General features: G+C 74.9%; 14 protein-coding genes. 7 read left to right on the forward strand and 7 right to left on the reverse strand.

From position 1 onward, the window contains the following. Positions 1–208 precede the first annotated feature (208 nt). Positions 209–925 carry a hypothetical protein gene (locus tag ACFC1T_RS24855; protein ID WP_375891881.1) on the forward strand — a complete coding sequence of 239 codons (717 nt, stop codon included), beginning with the start codon at positions 209–211 and terminating at the stop codon, positions 923–925. Positions 926–980: 55 nt separating this feature from the next. Here the strand turns inward: ACFC1T_RS24855 and ACFC1T_RS24860 are convergent, their stop codons facing one another. Further along, on the reverse strand, positions 981–3,812 hold the full coding sequence (locus ACFC1T_RS24860; RefSeq protein ID WP_375891882.1) for a SpoIIE family protein phosphatase: 2,832 nt from the start codon (positions 3,810–3,812) through the stop codon (positions 981–983). Between the two features lie 216 nt (positions 3,813–4,028). Between ACFC1T_RS24860 and ACFC1T_RS24865 the strand changes: the two genes are divergently transcribed. The 4 genes from ACFC1T_RS24865 to ACFC1T_RS24880 all read left to right on the forward strand — a co-directional run bounded on the left by ACFC1T_RS24865 (position 4,029) and on the right by ACFC1T_RS24880 (position 9,478). Further along, the gene (locus ACFC1T_RS24865) at positions 4,029–5,249 is read left to right on the forward strand and encodes a rhodanese-like domain-containing protein (RefSeq protein ID WP_375891884.1); all 1,221 of its coding nucleotides are present in this window, start codon (positions 4,029–4,031) and stop codon (positions 5,247–5,249) included. Positions 5,250–5,351: 102 nt separating this feature from the next. Next, positions 5,352–6,011 carry a DUF5819 family protein gene (locus ACFC1T_RS24870; protein WP_375891885.1) on the forward strand — a complete coding sequence of 220 codons (660 nt, stop codon included), beginning with the start codon at positions 5,352–5,354 and terminating at the stop codon, positions 6,009–6,011. Between the two features lie 11 nt (positions 6,012–6,022). Continuing rightward, on the forward strand, positions 6,023–7,327 hold the full coding sequence (locus ACFC1T_RS24875; protein ID WP_375891887.1) for an HTTM domain-containing protein: 1,305 nt from the start codon (positions 6,023–6,025) through the stop codon (positions 7,325–7,327). 9 nt (positions 7,328–7,336) lie between these two features. After that, positions 7,337–9,478: an FUSC family protein gene (locus ACFC1T_RS24880; RefSeq protein WP_375891888.1), complete on the forward strand. Its 2,142-nt coding sequence runs from the start codon at positions 7,337–7,339 to the stop codon at positions 9,476–9,478. 75 nt (positions 9,479–9,553) lie between these two features. Here ACFC1T_RS24880 and ACFC1T_RS24885 read toward each other — a convergent pair whose 3' ends face one another. Next, positions 9,554–10,210: a hypothetical protein gene (locus tag ACFC1T_RS24885; RefSeq protein ID WP_375891890.1), complete on the reverse strand. Its 657-nt coding sequence runs from the start codon at positions 10,208–10,210 to the stop codon at positions 9,554–9,556. A 99-nt stretch (positions 10,211–10,309) separates the two neighbouring features. Here ACFC1T_RS24885 and ACFC1T_RS24890 point away from each other — a divergent pair, with 99 nt between their 5' ends. Continuing rightward, positions 10,310–10,945 (forward strand): TetR family transcriptional regulator, encoded by a 636-nt coding sequence (locus ACFC1T_RS24890; RefSeq protein WP_375891891.1) that lies wholly within the window; start codon positions 10,310–10,312, stop codon positions 10,943–10,945. 5 nt (positions 10,946–10,950) lie between these two features. Further along, entirely contained in the window at positions 10,951–11,694 is a 744-nt protein-coding gene (locus ACFC1T_RS24895; RefSeq protein WP_375891892.1) for a TrmH family RNA methyltransferase, read from the forward strand. A 37-nt stretch (positions 11,695–11,731) separates the two neighbouring features. On the opposite strand, the gene ACFC1T_RS24900 is transcribed toward ACFC1T_RS24895, so the two are convergent. The 5 genes from ACFC1T_RS24900 to ACFC1T_RS24920 all read right to left on the reverse strand — a co-directional run bounded on the left by ACFC1T_RS24900 (position 11,732) and on the right by ACFC1T_RS24920 (position 18,063). Next, on the reverse strand, positions 11,732–12,799 hold the full coding sequence (locus ACFC1T_RS24900; protein ID WP_375891894.1) for a peptidoglycan-binding protein: 1,068 nt from the start codon (positions 12,797–12,799) through the stop codon (positions 11,732–11,734). 184 nt (positions 12,800–12,983) lie between these two features. Next, the gene (locus tag ACFC1T_RS24905; protein WP_375891896.1) at positions 12,984–13,895 is read right to left on the reverse strand and encodes a pyridoxamine 5'-phosphate oxidase family protein; all 912 of its coding nucleotides are present in this window, start codon (positions 13,893–13,895) and stop codon (positions 12,984–12,986) included. Positions 13,896–13,903: 8 nt separating this feature from the next. Continuing rightward, positions 13,904–14,374 carry a VOC family protein gene (locus ACFC1T_RS24910; protein WP_375891897.1) on the reverse strand — a complete coding sequence of 157 codons (471 nt, stop codon included), beginning with the start codon at positions 14,372–14,374 and terminating at the stop codon, positions 13,904–13,906. Positions 14,375–14,565: 191 nt separating this feature from the next. Further along, entirely contained in the window at positions 14,566–15,591 is a 1,026-nt protein-coding gene (locus ACFC1T_RS24915; RefSeq protein ID WP_375891899.1) for an XRE family transcriptional regulator, read from the reverse strand. A 300-nt stretch (positions 15,592–15,891) separates the two neighbouring features. Further along, the gene (locus tag ACFC1T_RS24920; protein ID WP_375891901.1) at positions 15,892–18,063 is read right to left on the reverse strand and encodes a protease pro-enzyme activation domain-containing protein; all 2,172 of its coding nucleotides are present in this window, start codon (positions 18,061–18,063) and stop codon (positions 15,892–15,894) included. Between the last annotated feature and the right edge of the window lie 230 nt (positions 18,064–18,293).

Here is an 18,293-nt window from a genome sequence, read left to right on the forward strand (position 1 = left end):
CCGGAGGGGGGATTCGTCTCCCTCCTGAGGATGACCTCGATCCCCATCCATGCCGATGTGGATTTGTTAACAGGCTTCTAATGTGGGAGTAGCTGACAAGTTCGGGGATTCGGGAGAAACGGTTGTGATTCACAGGACCCACGCGGGGGGCGTGCGAAAGGGGCTGCTGGCGCGAGCCAGAAAGGCCGCTGTCGCAGAGTGGGGGACGTTGTACCTGACGGTCCGCGATGCGGTGGTGCGCAAGAAGTTCGCCGCCTTCCCGCTGGCCACGACGGCGACGTTTCTGATCCTGCTGTTCAGCATCGTCCAGCACCTGCCGGGCGGTGAGCGGTTCGTCAACCACATCGGGGTGGTGCGGGCCTCGCTGCCGCTGGAGGTCTCGCTGCTGCGGACCCCGCTGTCGTTGTACGTGCCGGCCCTGGACCTGCCGGTGTGGGGAGCGCTGGCCCAGGTCTTCGTGGTCTTCGCGATCGCCGAGGTCGTGCTCGGCCGGCGGATGACGCTGGTGGTCGCCTACGCGTGCACCCTGGCGGGCACGCTGTTCGCCCGGGTCGGCGTGGCGATGGGGCCGCACCACCTGTTCGGCTTCCCGAAGTGGGTCGCCTTCGTGCGGGACACCGGGCCCTCGGCCGCGGTGGTGGCGCTGGCCATCTGCATCGCGTTCCGCACCCGGGCCTGGTTCACCGCCGCCACGGTGGTGGTGCTGATGGTCGGCGAGGCGGTCGTGCTGCCGAACCTGGCGGGCCTGGAGCACGTGGTCGCGGTGGTCACCGCGCTGCTGATCGCCGTCTCGGTCGAGGTCTTCGGGGACTTCTGGCCGCGGGTGCTGGCCGGGGTCGGCGCCGCCACCTCGGTGGCCACCTCGGCCTCCCGGGAGGTCGCGGCGGAGGCCCGGCGCCGTTCGGCGGGGGCCGTCATCCCCTGAGCGACCCTTCACCTTCCTTGTCGGCCGCGTACGGGGCGTTGCCCGTACGCGGCCGTCATGCGTGCGGGAGGGGCAGCTCGAACCAGACGACCTTGCCCACCGCCTTGCGGGCGGTGCCCCAGTGTTCGGCGAGCTTGGTGACCAGGGTGAGGCCGCGGCCGGTCTCGCCGAGCTGCTCGGCCGGTTCCAGCGAGGGCAGGTTGTGGTTGTCGTCGCTGACCTCGACCAGCAGCTTGTCCACCCGGATCAGCTGGAGCTGCACCCGGTCCCGGGCGACCCGGACGGCGTTCGTGACCAGTTCGCTGACCAGCAGCTCGGTGGTGTCGCTGAGCGCCTCCAGGTGCCAGGCGGCCAGCTGCTCGCGGACCAGGGAACGGGCCCGGCGCACCTCGCGCTGGTCCACGGTGAGGTTCCAGGTGGCCACCTCGGACGGGGCGACCCCGTCGAAACGGGCCACCAGCAGGGCGACGTCGTCCTTGCGGTCGTCCGAGTGCAGCCGGCGCAGCACCTCGTCGCAGGCCTGCTCGGGGCTCTGCTGCGGGTCGATCAGGTTGCCGCACAGCGCGGCCAGGCCCGCCCCTATGTCCCCGCCCCGGACCTCGACCAGTCCGTCGGTGCACAGCACCAGCATCGAGCCGTCCGAGACGTCGATGGTCTTGGCGACGAACGGCACCCCGCCGACGCCGATCGGCGCGCCGGCCGGGATCTCCAGCAGTTCCCCGCTGCCGTCCGGGTGCACCAGGACGGGTGGGACGTGGCCGGCGCTGGCCAGCTCGCAGGTCCGGTTGATCGGGTCGTAGACCGCGTACAGGCAGGTGGCGAGGTGGTCGTCGCCGAGCTTCTGGGCCAGGTTGTCCAGGTGCCGCAGCAGCTGGCCGGGCGGCAGGTCCAGGGCGGCGAGGGTCTGCATCGCGGTGCGGAAGCGGCCCATCGCGGCGGCCGAGTGGATGCCGTGGCCCATCACGTCGCCGACCACCAGGGCGACCCGGCTGCCGGGCAGCTGGATCGCGTCGAACCAGTCGCCGCCGACCTCGGCCTTCGGATCGCCGGGCAGGTAGCGGTGGGCGATCTGCACCCCGGGGATCTGCGGCGGGCGGGTCGGGATCATCGAGCGCTGGAGGGTGGTGGCGACCCTGGCCTCGGCGCGGTGCAGCCGGGCGTTGTCCAGCGACAGCGCGGCCCGCACCGCCAGCTCCTTGAGGGTGGCGGCGTCGCTCTCGTCGAAGGGGGCGCGGTCCGGCAGCCGGAGCAGCTTGAGGATGCCCAGCACGGTGCCCCGGGCGGACAGCGGGACCACCAGCATCGAGCGGCCGGAGACCACCGGGGCCAGCCGGGCGCCGCCGAGCGCGATCGCGTAGTCCACCGCGACGTCCGCGCTGACCACCGGGACCAGCACCGGCTGGTTCAGTTGCAGGGCCAGCCCGGGCGGGGTCCGGCGCGGCATGCTGACCAGCGAGCCCTCGGAGAGCACGTGGTCCCAGGCGCCGCCGGTCTGGTTGAAGACCAGGGCGACCCGGCGCAGCATGGTGTCGTCGTCGGGGCGGGAGACCGGTAGCTCGGAGTCCGAGATCAGGCCGTCCACGAGGTCCACGCAGGCGAAGTCGGCGACCCGGGGGACCAGCACCTGGCACAGCTCGTGGGCGGTGAAGCCGAGGTCCAGGGTGGTGCCGACCTTGCCGCCGACCTCGTTCAGCAGGGCCAGCTGTTCGCCGGCCTGGCCGTTGGTGAGGAACGGGCCCAGTCGGCCGCTCGGCGGTCCCTCGGCGCCGGTGGGGGCGGGGACGGCGCCGGGCGGGGCCTGGGCGGGGCGGCGCGGCGGGAGGCCGTGGGCGGACGACTCGACGGCGGCCTGCGGCTCGATGGTGGCTCCTCCTCCGGTGCGTGGGGGTGTCTCGCGGCCGGGGGCCGGGAGCGGGGCGGGCGGGGCACCGACGACCGCGGTGGGCCGCTCGCCGGGGGCGTGCGGGGCGGGGTCGCGCCGGGCCGGTTCGCGGGGTGCCGGTTCGCGTTGGGCGGGCAGCGGGCCCTGGGGACGGCGGCCCGGCGCGGACTGGTCGGCCTGCGGCGGCGGACCGAGCCGGGCCGCGCGCTGCTGGGGCGTCGGGTAGCGGCGGCCCAGGCCGGCGGCCACGTGGGCGGTGCCGGCCTGCGGATCGGAGGGCAGCACCGGCAGCACGGTGGTCGCGTCCAGCCGCAGTGCGGGCAGCCCGCCCAGGGCGGCGGCCGCGCGCAGCGGGGCCCGGAGGGCGGCGGGCAGCAGCCGGGCCAGCGGCTCGGGCAGCTCGGCGGCCGGCGGGGTGAGGGCAGCGGTCAGCCCGTGGAAGCCGCCCCGGGCGCCGGGCGCCGCGGCGAAGGGCAGCAGGCGCTCGCCGAGGGCGAGCCGCGGCCCGGAGCTGCGCAGCGGGCGGGCGTCGGCGGCGAGCGCGAGCAGTCCGCCGGCCGGGCCGGGCAGCGGGTAGGCCCACCAGAGCACGTCGCGCTGGTGCTCCTCCCGGTCGGTCACGGTGAGCCGCCCGGCCCAGGGGCGCCCGGCGGCGGTCAGCCCGGCCAGGGTGTCGAGGGCGTCGCAGCGGCGGCGCACCGCGCAGCGGCCGAGCACCCGTGCCTCCAGCGCGGGCAGCAGGCCCGAGGCCGGGCGGTCGGTGGCGGCCTCGGCGCGGTGCCCGAACAGCTCCTCGGCGGCCCGGCTCCACTGGGCGATCCGGCCGGTCCGGTCGACCACGACGAGGGCGAGCCGGACCAGGGCGGCCACTCCGGTCGGGTGGTCGCCCGGCGCGGTCTCGGCGCCCGCCGGAAGCGGTGTGGAGTTGGACTCGGCCACCATGGATTCGGTCTGCTCCCGCCTGGCCACCGCGCCCGGGGCGGCCGTTTCTCCGGAGGAAGGCACGCTGTGCGGATACCAGCGAAGCACGGACCGGGCCGGGCCCGACACCGAAACGGGGAGATTCATCAGGATCGGTTGCGTGTCACGTGCCGCGCGCCGGTCCGCACGCCCGCTTCACCCGGACGGCGGCCCGGAACGCGGCGGTAGGGTGGCAGGCCGGGCCGCCCGCGCGGCGGCTCCGCAGGAAGCCGGCCGGACGGACGAGACAGAGGCGAGATCGTGACCGCGCAGAGCCCCGCCCGCTGGACGGACCCGGAGCAGCAGGAGCTGGAGGAGCGGGTCGCCGCCGCCGAGCTGGCCTGGCTCAGCATGGACGTGGACGTCCAGACGCTGCGGGTCGAGATCGACAACTTCGCCCTGATCCACCACCAGCTGCTCGGCCCGCTCTACGCCCGGCTGGACGAGCTCGACGCGCTGGTCGCCGAGGCCGTCGCGGCCCGCACCGGGGACCCGGAGGACCGGCGGCGGGCCACCGAGGCCCGGCAGCGGGTCGAGGAGCTGCCGGATCTGGACGCGCTGTTCGACTCCGTACGGGAGAAGTCCGCGGAGGGCGCGGAGGAGGCCGTCCCGCCGCCGCCCGCCGCGCCCGCCCGGGTGCGGCCCGGGAAGGAGGCCCAGCGGATCTACCGCGAGCTGGTCCGCCGCGCCCACCCCGACCTCACCACCGACCCCGGCGAGCAGCAGCGCCGGGCGGACTTCCTGGTCCGGGTGAACGAGGCCTACGCCTACGGGGACGCCGCCGTGCTGGAGGGCCTCGCCGCCGAGTGGTCCACCGCGCCGGAGGCCGCGCCCGCCGTCGACTCCCCCGACCGGCTGGGCTGGCTGCGCCGCCGGCTGGACTGGCTGACCGCCAAGATCACCGAGACCGCCACCGAGCAGGTCCGGCTGGAGCAGACCCCGATGGGCCAGCTGCTCGCCCTCGCCCCGCAGGACCCGGACCGGCTGCTGGAGCAGCTCGCCGAGGAGCTGCTCGCCAAGGCCGCCGCACAGCAGGCCGAGCTGGAGCGGCTGCTCGGCACCCCGGATCCGGCCCACCGGCCGACGGCGGTGGGCGACAATGGCACCGGCCCCACCGACTCCACCGACCCGCACCGAGCCCAGGAGAGCCCCACGATGTTCGCGCAGATCCCCTCCACCGACGCCGCCTCCGTGCCGGCCGATGCCGCCCTGCTGGACGTGCGCGAGCAGGACGAGTGGGACGCCGGCCACGTGGACGGCGCGCTGCACATCCCGATCGGCGAGGTGATCGCCCGGATCGGCGAGCTGCCGGAGGAGAAGCTGTACGTGCTCTGCCGGGTCGGCGGCCGCTCCGCGCAGGTCGTCCAGTACCTGGTGCAGCAGGGCCGGGAAGCGGTGAACGTGGACGGCGGGATGTACGCCTGGGAGGGCGCCGGCCGTCCGATGGTCAGCAGCACCGGCCAGGCCGCCTTCGTCCTGTAGGACCTCCGGAACCTCGCGGTGCCCGCCCGGGGACGGGTAGGGCAGGATGGGCGCGCGACGCGCCGGTACCGGCCGGCGGCGCGCCGACCGGGCGGGGAGGCCATGACGGGCAGCACGGACCGGGCCGCCCCGGGGAGGGTCTGGTCGACGCCCGCGCAGCTCGTCCTCGGCCTGGCCGCCGCGGTGCTGGTCAGCGGCACCGGGCTGTTCCTCGCCGCGGTGTTCCTGCACGTCGCCCCCGCCAACACGCTGTCCCGGCAGTACCGGGACGAGGTCGACGGGATCGTCTACCCGGAGTTCGAGCAGAACTGGAAGCTGTTCGCCCCCAACCCTTTGCAGCAGAACGTCGACGTGGACGCCCGGGTGCGCACCGTCGCGGACGGCGGCGCCACCCGCACCCATGACTGGACCGGGCTGACCGCGCAGGACATCGCGGCGATCCGGGGCAACCCGGCGCCCAGCCACGTCGACCAGAACCTGCTGCGCCGGGCCTGGGACTTCTACGACGGTTCCCACGACGCCCAGGACGGGAAGCCGACCAACTCGCGCGGCCGGCTCGCCGAGCAGTACCTCAAGCGGATCGCGTTGCAGCGGATCGGCCGGGAGGTGGACGGCGAGCGGGTGCTGGAGATCCAGTTCCGGGCGACCACGGCGACCGTGCCGCCGCCGTCCTGGAGCGGTGAGGCCGCGCCGCCCGCGCCCAGGGTGCGGGAGCTGCCGTGGTGGCCGGTCGGGGACGAGGACTACCGGGGGCTGGGGTGAACGAGGGGGCGGTGGAGCCCGTGGCGTCGGGCGTGGAGCCTGCGGCGCCGACCGTGGCGGGCGGGCCGGTGGTGCCGCGGCCGCTGGACGGCGTGCCGCTGCTGGACGGTGTGCCGCGGCAGGGCGGACCGTCCGTCGGCCCGGCGGGCCCCGGGCCGGGCGCGGGGCCGCGCCGGCCGGTCGCCGCCCTCGGGCGGGCGATGGAGGCCTTCACCGGACGGGCGCTCGGACGGCACCAGGCCGCGGCGGTGCGGATCGGCTTCGGGCTGGTCTGGCTCGCCTACCTGCTGCGCGAGTGGCCCAACCGGCGGGTGCTGTACGGCGACCGCTCGCCCTGGTCGATGGAGCTCGCCCAGCGGCTGCTGGCCGACGACGGGGCGTTCACCGTGCTGCCCTGGTTCGGCGGGCGGCTCTGGTTCGAACTGGTCTACCACCTGGCCCTGCTGGCCGCCCTGGCGGTGCTGCTGGGCTGGCGGACCAGGGCGAGCACCGTCCTGTTCCTGGTCACCGTGCTGTCGCTGCAGAACCGCGACGTCCTGCTCGGCGACGGCGGCGACAACGTCGTCCACCTGATGGCCGTCTACCTGGTCTTCACCCGCTGCGCCGAGGTCTGGTCGCTGGACGCGCGCCGGGCCCGGCCCGGGCGGGGCGGGGTGGTGCTCTGGGCCCTGCTCGGCGCGGTGCTGGCCGTCTGTCAGGCCGGCGACTTCTCCGGGGACAGCCTCACCTGGACCGGGCCGGCCTTCCCGTACCTCGGCTGGGCGCCGCTGTTCTGGGGGCTCTGGGCGGTCGCCGGGATCTGGTGGACGCTCGGCCGGCTGCGGCCGACGGGCGAGCCGCGGGCCGTGCTCGACGCGCTGGCGAACATGGTGCACAACTGCGCGATGCTGGTCATCGCCGCCGAGGTGGTGCTGGTCTACGCCACGGCCGGCTGGTACAAGGTGCAGGGCTCGCGCTGGCAGGACGGCACGGCGCTGTACTACCCGCTGCACCTGGACTACTTCGCGCCCTGGCCGGGGCTGTCGGCGCTGGTCGGCTCGGCGCTGCTGCCGGTCTTCCTGATCTCGTACGGCACGGTGGTCCTCCAGGTCGCGTTCCCGTTCACGCTGCTCAACCGGCGGGTCAAGAACGCGCTGCTGGCGGTCCTGATGCTGGAACACCTGGGGATCGCGGTGGTGCTCGGGCTGCCGGTGTTCTCGCTCGCGATGGTCGCGGCGGACGCGGTGTTCCTGCCGACGGGGGCCCTGCTGTGGGCGGCGGCGCGGCTGGGGCGGCTCGGGCAGCGGTGGCGGAGGTCGGGGCCGACGGCAGCCTAGGATGGCGGTATGTCCTGGTTCGCCGCCCTTCGTGACACCGCGCGGACCGGACTCACCCTCGACCGGGCGCTCACCGATCCCAAGCGCGCGCTGCGCGGGGCGGTCGCCGTGGCGCTGGTGCTCTTCCCCACGCTCGCCCTCGGCGGGGTCGGGCTCGCCACCTCGGCCGCGATGGGCGCGTTCATCGCCGGTTCGGCCACCTTCCAGCGCAGCTTCCGTCCCCGCGCCAGTCTGGCCGTCGCGGCCGGCGTCGGGCTCGGGATCAGCACCTTCCTCGGCTACCTCGCCGCCGGGGTGTACGGGCTGTTCCCGGTGCTGCTCGCGGTGTGGGCCTTCGGCGCGGGACTCGCCTGGGCGATCGGCCCCACCGCCGGAGTGGTCACCGCGAACACCCTCTCGGTGATGCTGATCGTGGTCCAACTCCCGGTCAGCGCGGCCGCCGCGCTCGGCCACGGGCTGGTCGCCGCGCTCGGCGGCGTCGCCCAGGCCGTCGTCATCACCCTGTGGCCGATCGGCAGTTGGAGCGCCCAACGGGCCGCGCTCGCCGACACCTTCGCCGAACTCGCCGACTACGCGCGCCGGTTGCGCCAGGACCCGACCGCGCACGTGGACCCGGAACCGTTCATGACCGCCCGGCACGCCTCCGCCGTCACCCCCTGGCAGGACCGCCACCGGCCGCCCGAACTGCGCGGCCTGCGCGGCATCGCCGAGCGCATCCGCCCCACCCTCGCCGCGCTCGCCGACCCCAAGGTCGGCGCCCCCGAGGAGGGGCCGGAACGCGACCGGGCCCGGGAGGTGCTGGCGGCCGCCGCCGAGGTGATGGACGCCCTCGCCCGGGCCGTCCGCACCGGCGACCCCGTCCGGCTCCCCCGGTCGGCGCCCGCGCTGACCCTGGTCCGGCCGGACCAGGGGGCGCAGTTGCAGGGGGCGGCCCGGCGCTCCGCCCGGCGGCTCGGCGGGCTGCTGCGCAAGGCCGCGGACACCCTGGACCGCAACGACGAGGACACCATCACCACGCCCGTGGTCGGCGCCGGCGGGGCGCTGCACAAGCCGTCGATCTCGCGGATGCTGCCGGTCGCGCTGCGGGCCGTACGGCGGCAGCTGCGGCCGCGGTCGGCGATCTTCCAGCACGCCGTCCGGCTCGCCGGGGTGGTCACCGCCGCCTACCTGCTGGCCCGGCTGGCCGGGTTCCACCACGGGTACTGGGCGCCGATGACCGCGGCCATGGTGATGCGGCCCGACTTCGCCCAGACCTACAGCCGGGGGGTCGCCCGGCTGGCGGGGACGGTGGTCGGGGTCGCCGTTTCGACGCTGGTGGTGCAGTTGGCCCATCCCGGGGAGTGGGTGCTGGCCTCGCTGGCGGTGCTGTGCATCGGCGGGGCGTACCTGGCGTTCCGGACGGGGTACGCGCTGACGACGGTCGGGATCTCCTCGTACGTGGTGTTCCTGCTCGGGCTGCAGGCCGGGGATCCGCTGGTCACGGCCTTCGAGCGGGTCGGGCTGACGCTGCTCGGGGGGTCGCTGGCGCTGCTGACGTACGCGCTGTTCCCGACCTGGCAGACCGCGCGGCTCGGGGAGCGGCTCGCCGAATGGCTGGCGGCGGCCGGACGGTACGCGGCGGCGGTGGTCGACTGCTACGAGGATCCGGCGGCGCCGCGGGGGCGGGCGGTGCGGGCGGCGCTGCTGGACTCGCGGGAGGCGCGGTCGGAGCTGTTGCAGGCGATGCAGCGGGCCGATGCGGAGCCGGGGCGGCACGAGTCGGGGCTCAGCGGGGTGACCCGGCGCCAGATCGACCGGGCGCGGGCCGCGGTGGGGCACCTGGGGCGGGCGGCGGTGCTGCTGGAGGCCCACCTGCCGGCGGCCGACGCGGAGCCCGTGCCGGGGGCGGCGGAGTACGCGGAGGAGCTGCGGTTGGCGACGGCCTTGGCGGCGGGGGCGTTGCTGACGGGGCGGGCGGTGGAGTTCGGGGCGGTGCGGCAGGCGCAGGTGCGGTTGGAGGAGGGCCTGGGGGAGGGAGCGGGGGCGGGGGTGCAGGGGGACGTGGTGCGGGCCGGGACCCGGTTGGTGGGGGTGGCCCTGCGGGATCTGGAGCGGGCTCTGCGGGGGAGTTCGGAGAATCTGCGGGGGAGTTCGGAGAAGGAGAAGCGGTAGGGGGCCGGGGGTGGGGTGGGTTTCCTCGTGCGGGCGCGCGGGCTCCGGCCCTGCGCGCCCGCTCGGGGTCCGGGGTCAGGCGGCGGTGTGGGCGGCGCGGAGCCAGTTGGTGAACTCGCAGGCGAAGTGCCACTGGTGGCCGGTGGGGAGGTGGTCGGGGGCGGCCTCGGGGAACTGGACGGTGAGGCGGATCCGGAGGCCGGCGGGGGTGTCGGCGAACTCGTGGAGGACGCGGAGGATCTCGGTGCCGTCGGCGAGGGTGCCGGTGCCGGCGATGTGGGTGGGGAAGGTGGTGGGGACGGGGACGTCGTCGTGGAAGCGGAGGAAGAAGCGGGTCGGGGTGGTGCCGAGGGTTTCGATGATCTCGACGCGGTCGGCGGTGGAGTCGGCGAGGTAGTGCTCGGGGTTGGCGGCGAGCAGGGCGGTGCGGTCGCCGGCCCGGAGGCGGCCCTGCCACCAGGTGAGGAACCGGGTGGCGTCGATGCCGGTGGCGGTGAGTTCGGTGACGGCGGTGCGCCAGCGGCCCCGGGAGGCGTGGGCCCAGGTGGTGAGGGCGGCGTCGGCCTCGGTGGTGTCGGGGGTGAGGAGTTCGCGCATCCGGTCGTCGCCGAGGCGCTGCTTGAGCAGGTGCAGGGCGGCGCGGGCGCGGTCGAGCTCCCAGGCGAGGACGGCTTCGCGGGGCTGGGGGACGCCGTCGAGTGCGGTGTGGACGGTGAGGGGGGTGGTGGGCATGGTGGCGCTCCTCGGGGAGGGCGATAGGCGGAGAGTTTTTCTCCGGTTGGCTGGACGCTAGCATAGGGGGAGAGAAGTTCTCCGGTTAGGGAGTGGTGGATGAGGGCCGACGCGGAACGCAGCCGGCGCAGGATCCTGGACGCCGCCTGCGAGGTGTTCCTGGAGCGCGGGCCGGACGCCCCGTTGGACGCGGTGGTCCGGCGGGCGGGCGTCGGGCCGGGCACGCTCTACCGGCGCTTCCCCGACCGGGAGGCCTTGGTGCGGGCGCTGGTCACCGATCTGCTGGGCCGGCTCACCGGGGCAGCGGAGGAGGCGCGGCGGGCGGAGGACGATCCGTACCGGGCGCTGCGCCGGTTCGTGCACGCGGCCGCCGATCTGCGGATGGGGGCGGCGATCGTGGTGCTGCTCGAACGGCTGGTGGTGGACGGGGAGTTGGTGGCCGCCCGGCGGGGTGCGGTGACGGCGGTGGAGGGACTGCTGCGGGCTGCCCGGGACGCCGGCAAGATCCGGGCGGACGTGGGGATGGGGGATCTGGTGCTGCTCTGCGTCCGGGTCTCCCGGCCGCTGCCGGGGGCGTTGGCCGCGCTGGACGCGGACGGGGCGTTGGTGCACCGGCATCTGGATCTCGCGTTGGCCGGGTTGGCCGCTGAGGGCGGCCCGGTGGGGGTGCCGCTCGGGTTCGACGAGGTGATCGCGGCCGCCGGGCGGCCCGGGGAGCCGGGGGTGGGAGAGTGAGCGGCATGGACGACGAGCTGGTGCGGGACTGGCGGGCGGCCGAGCGGGGCGCGGTGCTGCTGGACGGGTTCCATCCGTTGAAGCACGCGCTGCGGTTCGGGGGCGAGGTCCGGCGGGTGCTGACGGCCGACCGGGGGGCCCTGCTGGCGCTGGCCGGGGAGTTGGCGCCGGACGTGGTCCCGGCGCTGGACGCGCTGGCGGTGGAGGTGGCCGAGGAGCGGCTGCGGGGGCTGGCGCCGCGGCTGCATCCGACCGGGGTGGTCGGGTTGGCGGCGCGGCCTTCGGTGGCCGCGAACCGGGAGGCGTTGGGGCGGCTGCCGCGGCGGGCGCCGGTGGTGCTCCTGGAGAATCCGCGGAACCTGGGGAACGTCGGGGCGGTGATCCGGCTGGCGGCCGGGTTCGGGGCGACCGGGGTGGTGACCACGGGCGAGTTGGACCCCTGGCACCCGACGGTGCTGCGCGGGAGCGCGGGACTGCACTTCGCCACCGCGGTGGAGCGGGTGGACCTGCCGGAACTGCCGGCCGGGCCGTTGTACGTGCTGGACCCGGAGGGCACGGACATCCGGGACCTGCCGTTCCCGGATGACGCGCTGCTCGCCTTCGGCACCGAGCGGCACGGGGTGTCGGCGGAGCTCAAGGAGCGGGCCGACCGGCTGGTCGCGGTGCCGATGCAGGCGGGGGTGTCCAGCTTCAACCTGGCGACCAGCGTGGCGATGGGGCTGTTCCACTGGATGTCGGGCCGGCGCTGAGGCGCGGCGCCCGGGCGGTGCCGCGACCGCGGGGGCCTCAGGGGGACGGCGGCGGGGTGCCGGCGTCGATGTCGTGGCCCTTGTGGTGGACCAGGAAGTCCCAGGTGTCCTTGCCCGGGATGCCGTCGGCCTCGCCGCCGCGCCAGCCCTGGGCGAGCTGGAAGGCCTGGGTGGCCCTGCGGTCGGCCTCGCCCCAGCGGGGGCCGGGGCCCTCGGTGTAGAAGCGGGCGCCGCCGCGCTGCGCCAGCAGCTGCCCGAGCCTGGTGACGTAGCCGTTGTCCGCGCCGGGGCCGAACTCCTGCGCGCCGGGGAAGGCGTCGGTGCTGCCGGTGCTGTCGTTGCTGCCGCCGGACAGGCCGGTGTAGCGGTACGGGAGGTAGGAGCCGGAGTTGTTCCAGTAGGCGTACGGGGTGGAGCGCTTCCTGGTGCCCGGGGAGGTCTGCTCGTAGGCGACGTAGCGGGTGCGGGAGGAGTCCGTCCAGCCGCCGAAGATCGTCACGTGCGAGCCGGCCTGGGGGTTGGCCGGGTTGTTGTAGATCAGCGCGTCGCCGGGCTGGAGGTCGTTGCGGTCGATCCGTTCGGCGAAGTTCGGCAGGGTCCAGGTGGTCTGGCTGCTGCCGAGGCCCCAGGCCATCGAGACGAAGCCGGAGCAGTCCTGGCGGTAGCCGTCCGACCAGTAGCGGCCCATGCCGTACGGCACGGCCTGGTCGACCCAGGCCTGGGCGCGCTGGATGATCCGGGCCCGGGTGACGGGCTGGGCGGCGGGCTGCGGGGCGGCGGAGCGGGCGCCGGGGTCCTGGCCGTAGAGGCCGCTGACCTCGCCCTGCGGGGTCCGCGGGGGCTGGGCGGTGCTGCTGCCGCCCGGGGTGGGGCCGGGGGCGGGGGCCGCGGCGGCGGTGCCGCCGCCTATCGCGGTGCCGACGGCGGCCACCAGGACGGCGGCCCGGCGGCGGGTGCTGCGGGCCGCGGCGTGCCCGCCCTCGTGGACCGGGGCGGCGTGCAGCCGGGCGCGGCGGCGGGCGTTGCAGCCGCCGCATATGCAGTCCTCCTCGGGGTCGACCTCGGTGAACTCCATCAGCGGTGAGGGGCCGTCGGTGAGGGTCATGCCCCGCCTCCTTCCTGGTCGGCGCGCCTGACGGCGGGACAGGAGTGCTCGTCCCGGTCCGACCGCGTGTCATCGGGAACCAAAGGTCCCAGAGCGGGCGGGGTGCGGCGCGGCGGATTGCGCCGGACGGGTGAGGACCCTCCCCCGGCCTTCGGTCGGGGGCCCGTACGGAACTGACCCGTGGTCAGTGCGGGTTGGCGGGCGAGTACTCGGGATCGGTCCAGGTCAGCGGGGTGGCGTCGGCGAGCTCCCGGACCCCGGTGACGGTCAGTTCGACCATCCGCTCGGCGCCGGGGGCGGCCCGCCGGGCCTCCTCGGACCAGTCGGTGCGGGCCTCGCCGGTGATCAGCAGGGCCCCGCCGGTCTCCCAGTCGGGCAGCAGCAGTCCGGCCCGCGGGTCCAGCTCCAGGTTCCCGAGGGTCAGGAACATGCTGTTGCCGCGGTACTCGGGCCAGCGGACGGTGTCCGGCGCCACCGCCTCCAGGACGCCGGGGAAGCCGCCGCGGTGCGAGGCGTCCACCCGGCCGTCGGGTCCACAGGTGGCGACGAAGAAGGTGTCGGCGGTGGCCGCGGTCAGCCGCTGGGCCGTGGTCAGGACCGGCCCCTCGGCGACCGTGCGGGGCGTGCCCGCGCCCGGGCGGTCCAGCGGGCTGCGGCGCTGGATGTACTTCGGGCAGTTGGACACCACCTCCTCGGCACGGACCACCAGCCCGCCCCGGCCGTCCGGCACCGAACGGCCGTTGAGCCGCATCCGGCGGCGGCCGGCCGGGTCCAGGGCGATGGTGCCGAGCTGGGCGGGGCGGGCCAGGGCCGCGGCCAGCGGGTCGGCCTCGGACGGGTGGGCGGCGATCGTCACGGTGTGCTCGTCCGGGGCCCGCAGGAAGCCGGCCGGGCCGGAGAGCTGGGTGGCCCAGACCCGGCCGTCCTGGTCGGCGGCGCCGACCACCAGCGTCCGGCGCTCGGTGAGGAAGCGGGCGGCCACGGCCGGGACGGTGCTGCGGATCGACCGGCCCGCGTGGTCGGCCCGCTCGGTCACTCCGGCGCGGGCCTGGGCCCTGCGCTCGCCGGGGTGGTAGGGGGTGCTGGTGGCGGTCATCCCGTTGCCTAGAAGAAGCCGCAGGTCGGGGCGTCGGCGTGGGGGGCCTCGGCGGCGGTGTCGGCCAGCCCGGTGCGGGTGTAGACCTCCAGCCGGATGCCGTCCGGGTCGGTGAAGAAGACGCCGCCGGAGGCGGAGCCCTCGCGGTGCGGGACGACGCCGTCGTAGGCGAACTCGGCGCCCAGGGTGCGCAGCAGTTCCTCGGTGGCGCGGACCTCGTCGAGGTCCGCCACCTCGAAGGAGAGGTGGTGCAGGCCGGGGGTGGTGGTGGGGAAGGTGCCGGTGCTCTGCTGCCAGAGGGTGACCACCAGGCGGCCGTCGCGGCCGAGCAGGGCGTAGCGGCGTTCGGGGTCGGTGCCCCGGTGGGTGAGTTCGAGGCCGAGGACGGTCCGGTAGAAGTCGACCGAGCGGTCGAGGTCGGTGACGTTGAGGCCCACGTGGCCGGTCTGCAGGGTGCGGAGTGCGGTGGTGCCGGACATGCCTGGTCCCTCCCGGTGGGTTCCGGCGGGGCGACTGCCTAACCGGTACTAATGAGGTTATGGGTTAGATGATGGAGCGTCAACCGATGGAGCGGCTTGAAGGGGTCGGGTTTCCGGGAGGGAACGCGGAAGCCCCGCCGGACCTGGTGGTCCGACGGGGCTCCGGTGGGGCTTCGGTGGGGCGGTGGTGCCTAGGGCCATTCCCAGCGGATGCCGATGTGGCCGGGCTGCTGGTCCGGGGCCAGGACGTGGGCGCTCGCCGAGGCGCCGATCCACAGTTGCTCGCGGCGGTGGTCGACGTCCGCGCCCGGCTCGCGGTCGTAGCGCTCGCAGTGCACCGGGACGGCCGCCGGGTCGAAGTGCACCTGGAGCACGTACTCGCGCACCGTGGTGGCGAAGCGGCGGCTGTACTCCATGGTCGGGCCGCCGGGCGGGATCTCCACCTCGTACTCGAAGACCGTGCTGTCGCCGAGCCCGAGCGGGCGGTCCAGCATCAGCTCGGCGACGGTCAGGCCGACCTCCGGGCGGCGGCGGACCCGGCCCAGCCGGCCGTGCCGCACCGAAGTGATCTCCGGGCAGCCGGTGGCCTCCTCGTCGGCCTTGTGCACGACCAGGCAGCGGCCGACGCCGCCGACGGTGGCGCGCACCACCTGGCGCATCCGCAGCAGGTTGGCGCGCCGCTCGGCGTCCACGTAGTACGAGTCGTGGATGCTGAGCCGCTCCAGCTCGCCGGCCGGCGGGGCGTCCAGTTCGGCGAAGATCTCGGCGATCTCCTGCTCGCCCGGCCAGACGTCCTCCAGCCCGAGGTGGAGGGTGTTGGCGGCGGCGGCCCAGCGGCCGCGCGGGCGGGGCGGGCCGAGCAGTGAGGAGAGCGCGCTGTGCGGCAGGCCGAGCAGCTCCTCCAGCAGGTGGACGGCGCGCAGCGAGCTGGCCCGTTCGGGCTGGCTGCGGCCGCGGCGCCAGTAACTGAGCGTCGTGACACTGACCCTGACGCCGCGTTGGGCGAGTGCGGCGCGGATCCGGTCCAGGCTGAGGCCGCTGGCCTCGATCGCCAGGTGCAGGGCGTCCGCGAAGCCGCCGGCCGGGGCCGGTCGGCCGGCGGACGGCGCCGGGGGGCCCGGGGTCGGGGCGGGCGCCTGGACGGGCGGGTCGGGGCGCTCCGTACGCGATCCGACCAGCCGCAGCCGCGCGGCGTCCTGAGGCTGCTGTGCGGCCATGCGGTGAACCTCCCCACCAGGTGGATTCGGTGGCACCGGACCGGCGCCGGGGCGCGCTGTGAGCGGCTTCACCGAGCTTTGGGGAACCCTATGCACCGTCGAGAGGCTACGTCATCAGTCGTGCGGATGACAGTGGTCACAGCAGGTGGACCGGATGGTTAGCGATCTTGAAACAGTTCGGAAACACGGCCGGAACGCGACGTCGGGAACGGTGCGGAACCGGGCGCAAACGGACACCGCCGGGGCGGGCCCTGACGGCGCCGCCCCGGCGGGGGTCTACGTGGTGCTACCGGCCGGTGATCACTTGACGTTCAGGGCGACGTCGTCGATCACGAAGCTGGTCTGGTTGGAGCCGTCCTCGGTGCCGGTGAACTTGAGGGTCACGCTACGGCCGGCGAAGGAGGTCAGGTCCACGGTCTGCTGCACGTAGCCGGCGGCCGCGTCCACGTTGGACCAGGTCTTCACGGTGGTGCCGTTCGCCTGGAGGGTCAGCGTGTCGTACGGGGTGGAGCCGGTCTCCGCGGTGTCGATGTGCAGCGCGAAGGTGAGGGTCGCCGAGGCGCAGCCGGCCGGGACGGTGACGGTCTGCGACAGGGTGTCGGTGTGGGCGCTGCCGTAGCCGTCCAGCCAGGCCTTCCAGCTGCCGGAGTGGGCCGGCTCGGAGGTGCCGTTGTCGACGACGCCCGAGGAGGTGCTCCACGGGGCGGCGGTGCCGGTCTCGAAGCCGCCGTTGCCGATCAGCTGGGCGGCGGTGCAGCCCCCGCCGGTCGGCGGGGTGGTGCCGCCGGTGCTGCCGCCGCCGAGCAGGGCGGTGGTCAGGGCGTCGGCGACCGGGGTGCCCCAGCCGGTGACCTGGTCGTAGCCGGTGCCGGCCGAGAAGTCCTGGTTGGCGCCGGTGGTCACGTCGTGGAAGGTGCTGCCGTAGCTGCTGCTGTTGGCGACCGCGTACAGCTTGGGGTTCGCCTCGCCGAGGGCGGGCTGCCCGGCGGCCTTGGCCTTCTGGTTGACCTGGGCGGCGTAGCCGGCCCACAGCGGCGCGGCCGCGCTGGTACCGCCGTAGACGTTCCAGCCGCCGCCGGTGTAGATCGCGAAGCCGCTCTGCGGGTCGGCGTTGGAGGCGACGTCCGGGACGGTGCGCATGGTGCCGCCGATGCCGGTGCCGGTCTGCCAGCTCGGCTTGCCGAACACGGTGGAGACGCCGCCCCCGGCGGTGCTCCAGGCGCTCTCCGAGGAGTAGCCGTTGCCACCGGTGACCTGGAGGTTGGTGCCGCCGACGCCGGTCTGGTGCGGGCTGGAGGCCGGGAAGTCGACCGAGGTGACGCTCGCGCCGCTGGCGGAGCGGGTGCAGTCCTTGGAGCCGTCGTCGCCGGAGGCGGAGAAGACCGAGATGCCCTGGGCGGCGGCCTGCTTGAAGGCGTTGTCGACGGCGGTCATCGAGGAGGCGGTGGTGTCCGGCTCGCAGGTACCCCAGGAGATCGAGATGACCGAGACCTTGTTGTCGGCCACGATCTTGTTGGCCATGTCGATCTCGCCCTGGTCGCTGTTCGGGGCCTCGTAGAGCAGCTGGGTGGCCTTGGGGGCCGCGCCGCGGACGATCTCGCTGTCCAGCTCGACCTCGCCCTCGCCCTGGCCGGGCGAGGAGTCGTAGTTCGCGCCGTCCACCGGAACGGTGGTGACGGCCGGGCCGGTCAGGCCGTACTGGGAGTCGTAGGTGGTCAGGTCCGAGGACTTGTAGCCGTCGAACTCCCAGAGGGCGACCGTGGTGCCGGTGCCGTCGGCGCCGGTCTTGTCCAGGTTGTACGCGCCCCGGTACTGGGCCGGGGCCATGCCCTTCGGGGTGGCGGTGGCGGCGTTCGGGGTCACCGAGTGCGGCGCGGCGATCCGGCCCTTGCGCACCGCGTGGTTGTCCAGGCCGCTCAGGCCCTGGACCACGGAGGCCAGTTCGGCGGGGATCGAGGCGGCGCCGTCGTTGGCGAAGAAGGTGCGCTGCTGCTGCGGGTCGAGGTACGAGCTCTCGTGGGTGCCGAAGGCCTGGGAGACCTGCGCGGTGGTGCCGTGGGCGTTGACCACCTGGCGGTTGGCGCTGACGTCGCCGACGGTCAGGCCCTGGGCGGTCAGGTAGGCCTTGACCTGGTCGACGGCCTGCTGGGTGGGCGCGTACCGCGCGCTGAACTGCTCCGGCGTCAGGTACGTGCCGTACTCCGGGGTGCCGGGGGTGGCGACGGCGGCGAGGAAGCGGTCCAGCCCGGCGGAGTCGCGCAGCTTGAGGCTGACGGCCACCGAGATCTGCTGCTCGGCCGGGACGTCACCCTTCTTCTCCGAGTGGGCCACCGCGGGGTTCACGGTGTTCGGCAGGGCGACGCGCGGGGCGGCGTGCGGGGTGGCGGCCTGTGCGGTGGCGACGCCGAGGGAGACGGCGGTCAGCGGCAGGACGGCTATCGCCGCGGCGATGGCGAGGGAACGGTGACGCAACGGATCCTCCTCCGGCCGGCTGTGGGGAGCCGGCAAGGGGCAAGGCGTCCCGAGGGGTTCAGGAACGCTGGCTAGAACATGTCAGAGCGGATCGGTGCGGTGGATCATGGTCCGGCAATTCGTTGCTAAAAAACAGTCAACTGTGGAGGGCCGGAAATCCAGGCGTTCCATACAGTGAATGGCCGCTGTTCCGGGAACGGTCCACACCAATTCCCGGTGCGGGAGCGGAC

Source organism: Kitasatospora sp. NPDC056076, assembly GCF_042266305.1.
Classification (GTDB): Bacteria; Actinomycetota; Actinomycetes; order Streptomycetales; family Streptomycetaceae; genus Kitasatospora.

Excerpts from the sequence above, each read along its gene's own strand:
- ACFC1T_RS24870 (WP_375891885.1), top strand. The coding sequence starts at position 5,352 with ATGACGGGCAGCACGGACCGGGCCGCCCCGGGGAGGGTCTGGTCGACG.
- ACFC1T_RS24890 (WP_375891891.1), top strand. The coding sequence starts at position 10,310 with ATGAGGGCCGACGCGGAACGCAGCCGGCGCAGGATCCTGGACGCCGCC.
- ACFC1T_RS24900 (WP_375891894.1), bottom strand. The coding sequence starts at position 12,799 with ATGACCCTCACCGACGGCCCCTCACCGCTGATGGAGTTCACCGAGGTC.
- ACFC1T_RS24895 (WP_375891892.1), top strand. The coding sequence starts at position 10,951 with ATGGACGACGAGCTGGTGCGGGACTGGCGGGCGGCCGAGCGGGGCGCG.
- ACFC1T_RS24880 (WP_375891888.1), top strand. The coding sequence starts at position 7,337 with ATGTCCTGGTTCGCCGCCCTTCGTGACACCGCGCGGACCGGACTCACC.
- ACFC1T_RS24910 (WP_375891897.1), bottom strand. The coding sequence starts at position 14,374 with ATGTCCGGCACCACCGCACTCCGCACCCTGCAGACCGGCCACGTGGGC.
- ACFC1T_RS24885 (WP_375891890.1), bottom strand. The coding sequence starts at position 10,210 with ATGCCCACCACCCCCCTCACCGTCCACACCGCACTCGACGGCGTCCCC.
- ACFC1T_RS24915 (WP_375891899.1), bottom strand. The coding sequence starts at position 15,591 with ATGGCCGCACAGCAGCCTCAGGACGCCGCGCGGCTGCGGCTGGTCGGA.
- ACFC1T_RS24905 (WP_375891896.1), bottom strand. The coding sequence starts at position 13,895 with ATGACCGCCACCAGCACCCCCTACCACCCCGGCGAGCGCAGGGCCCAG.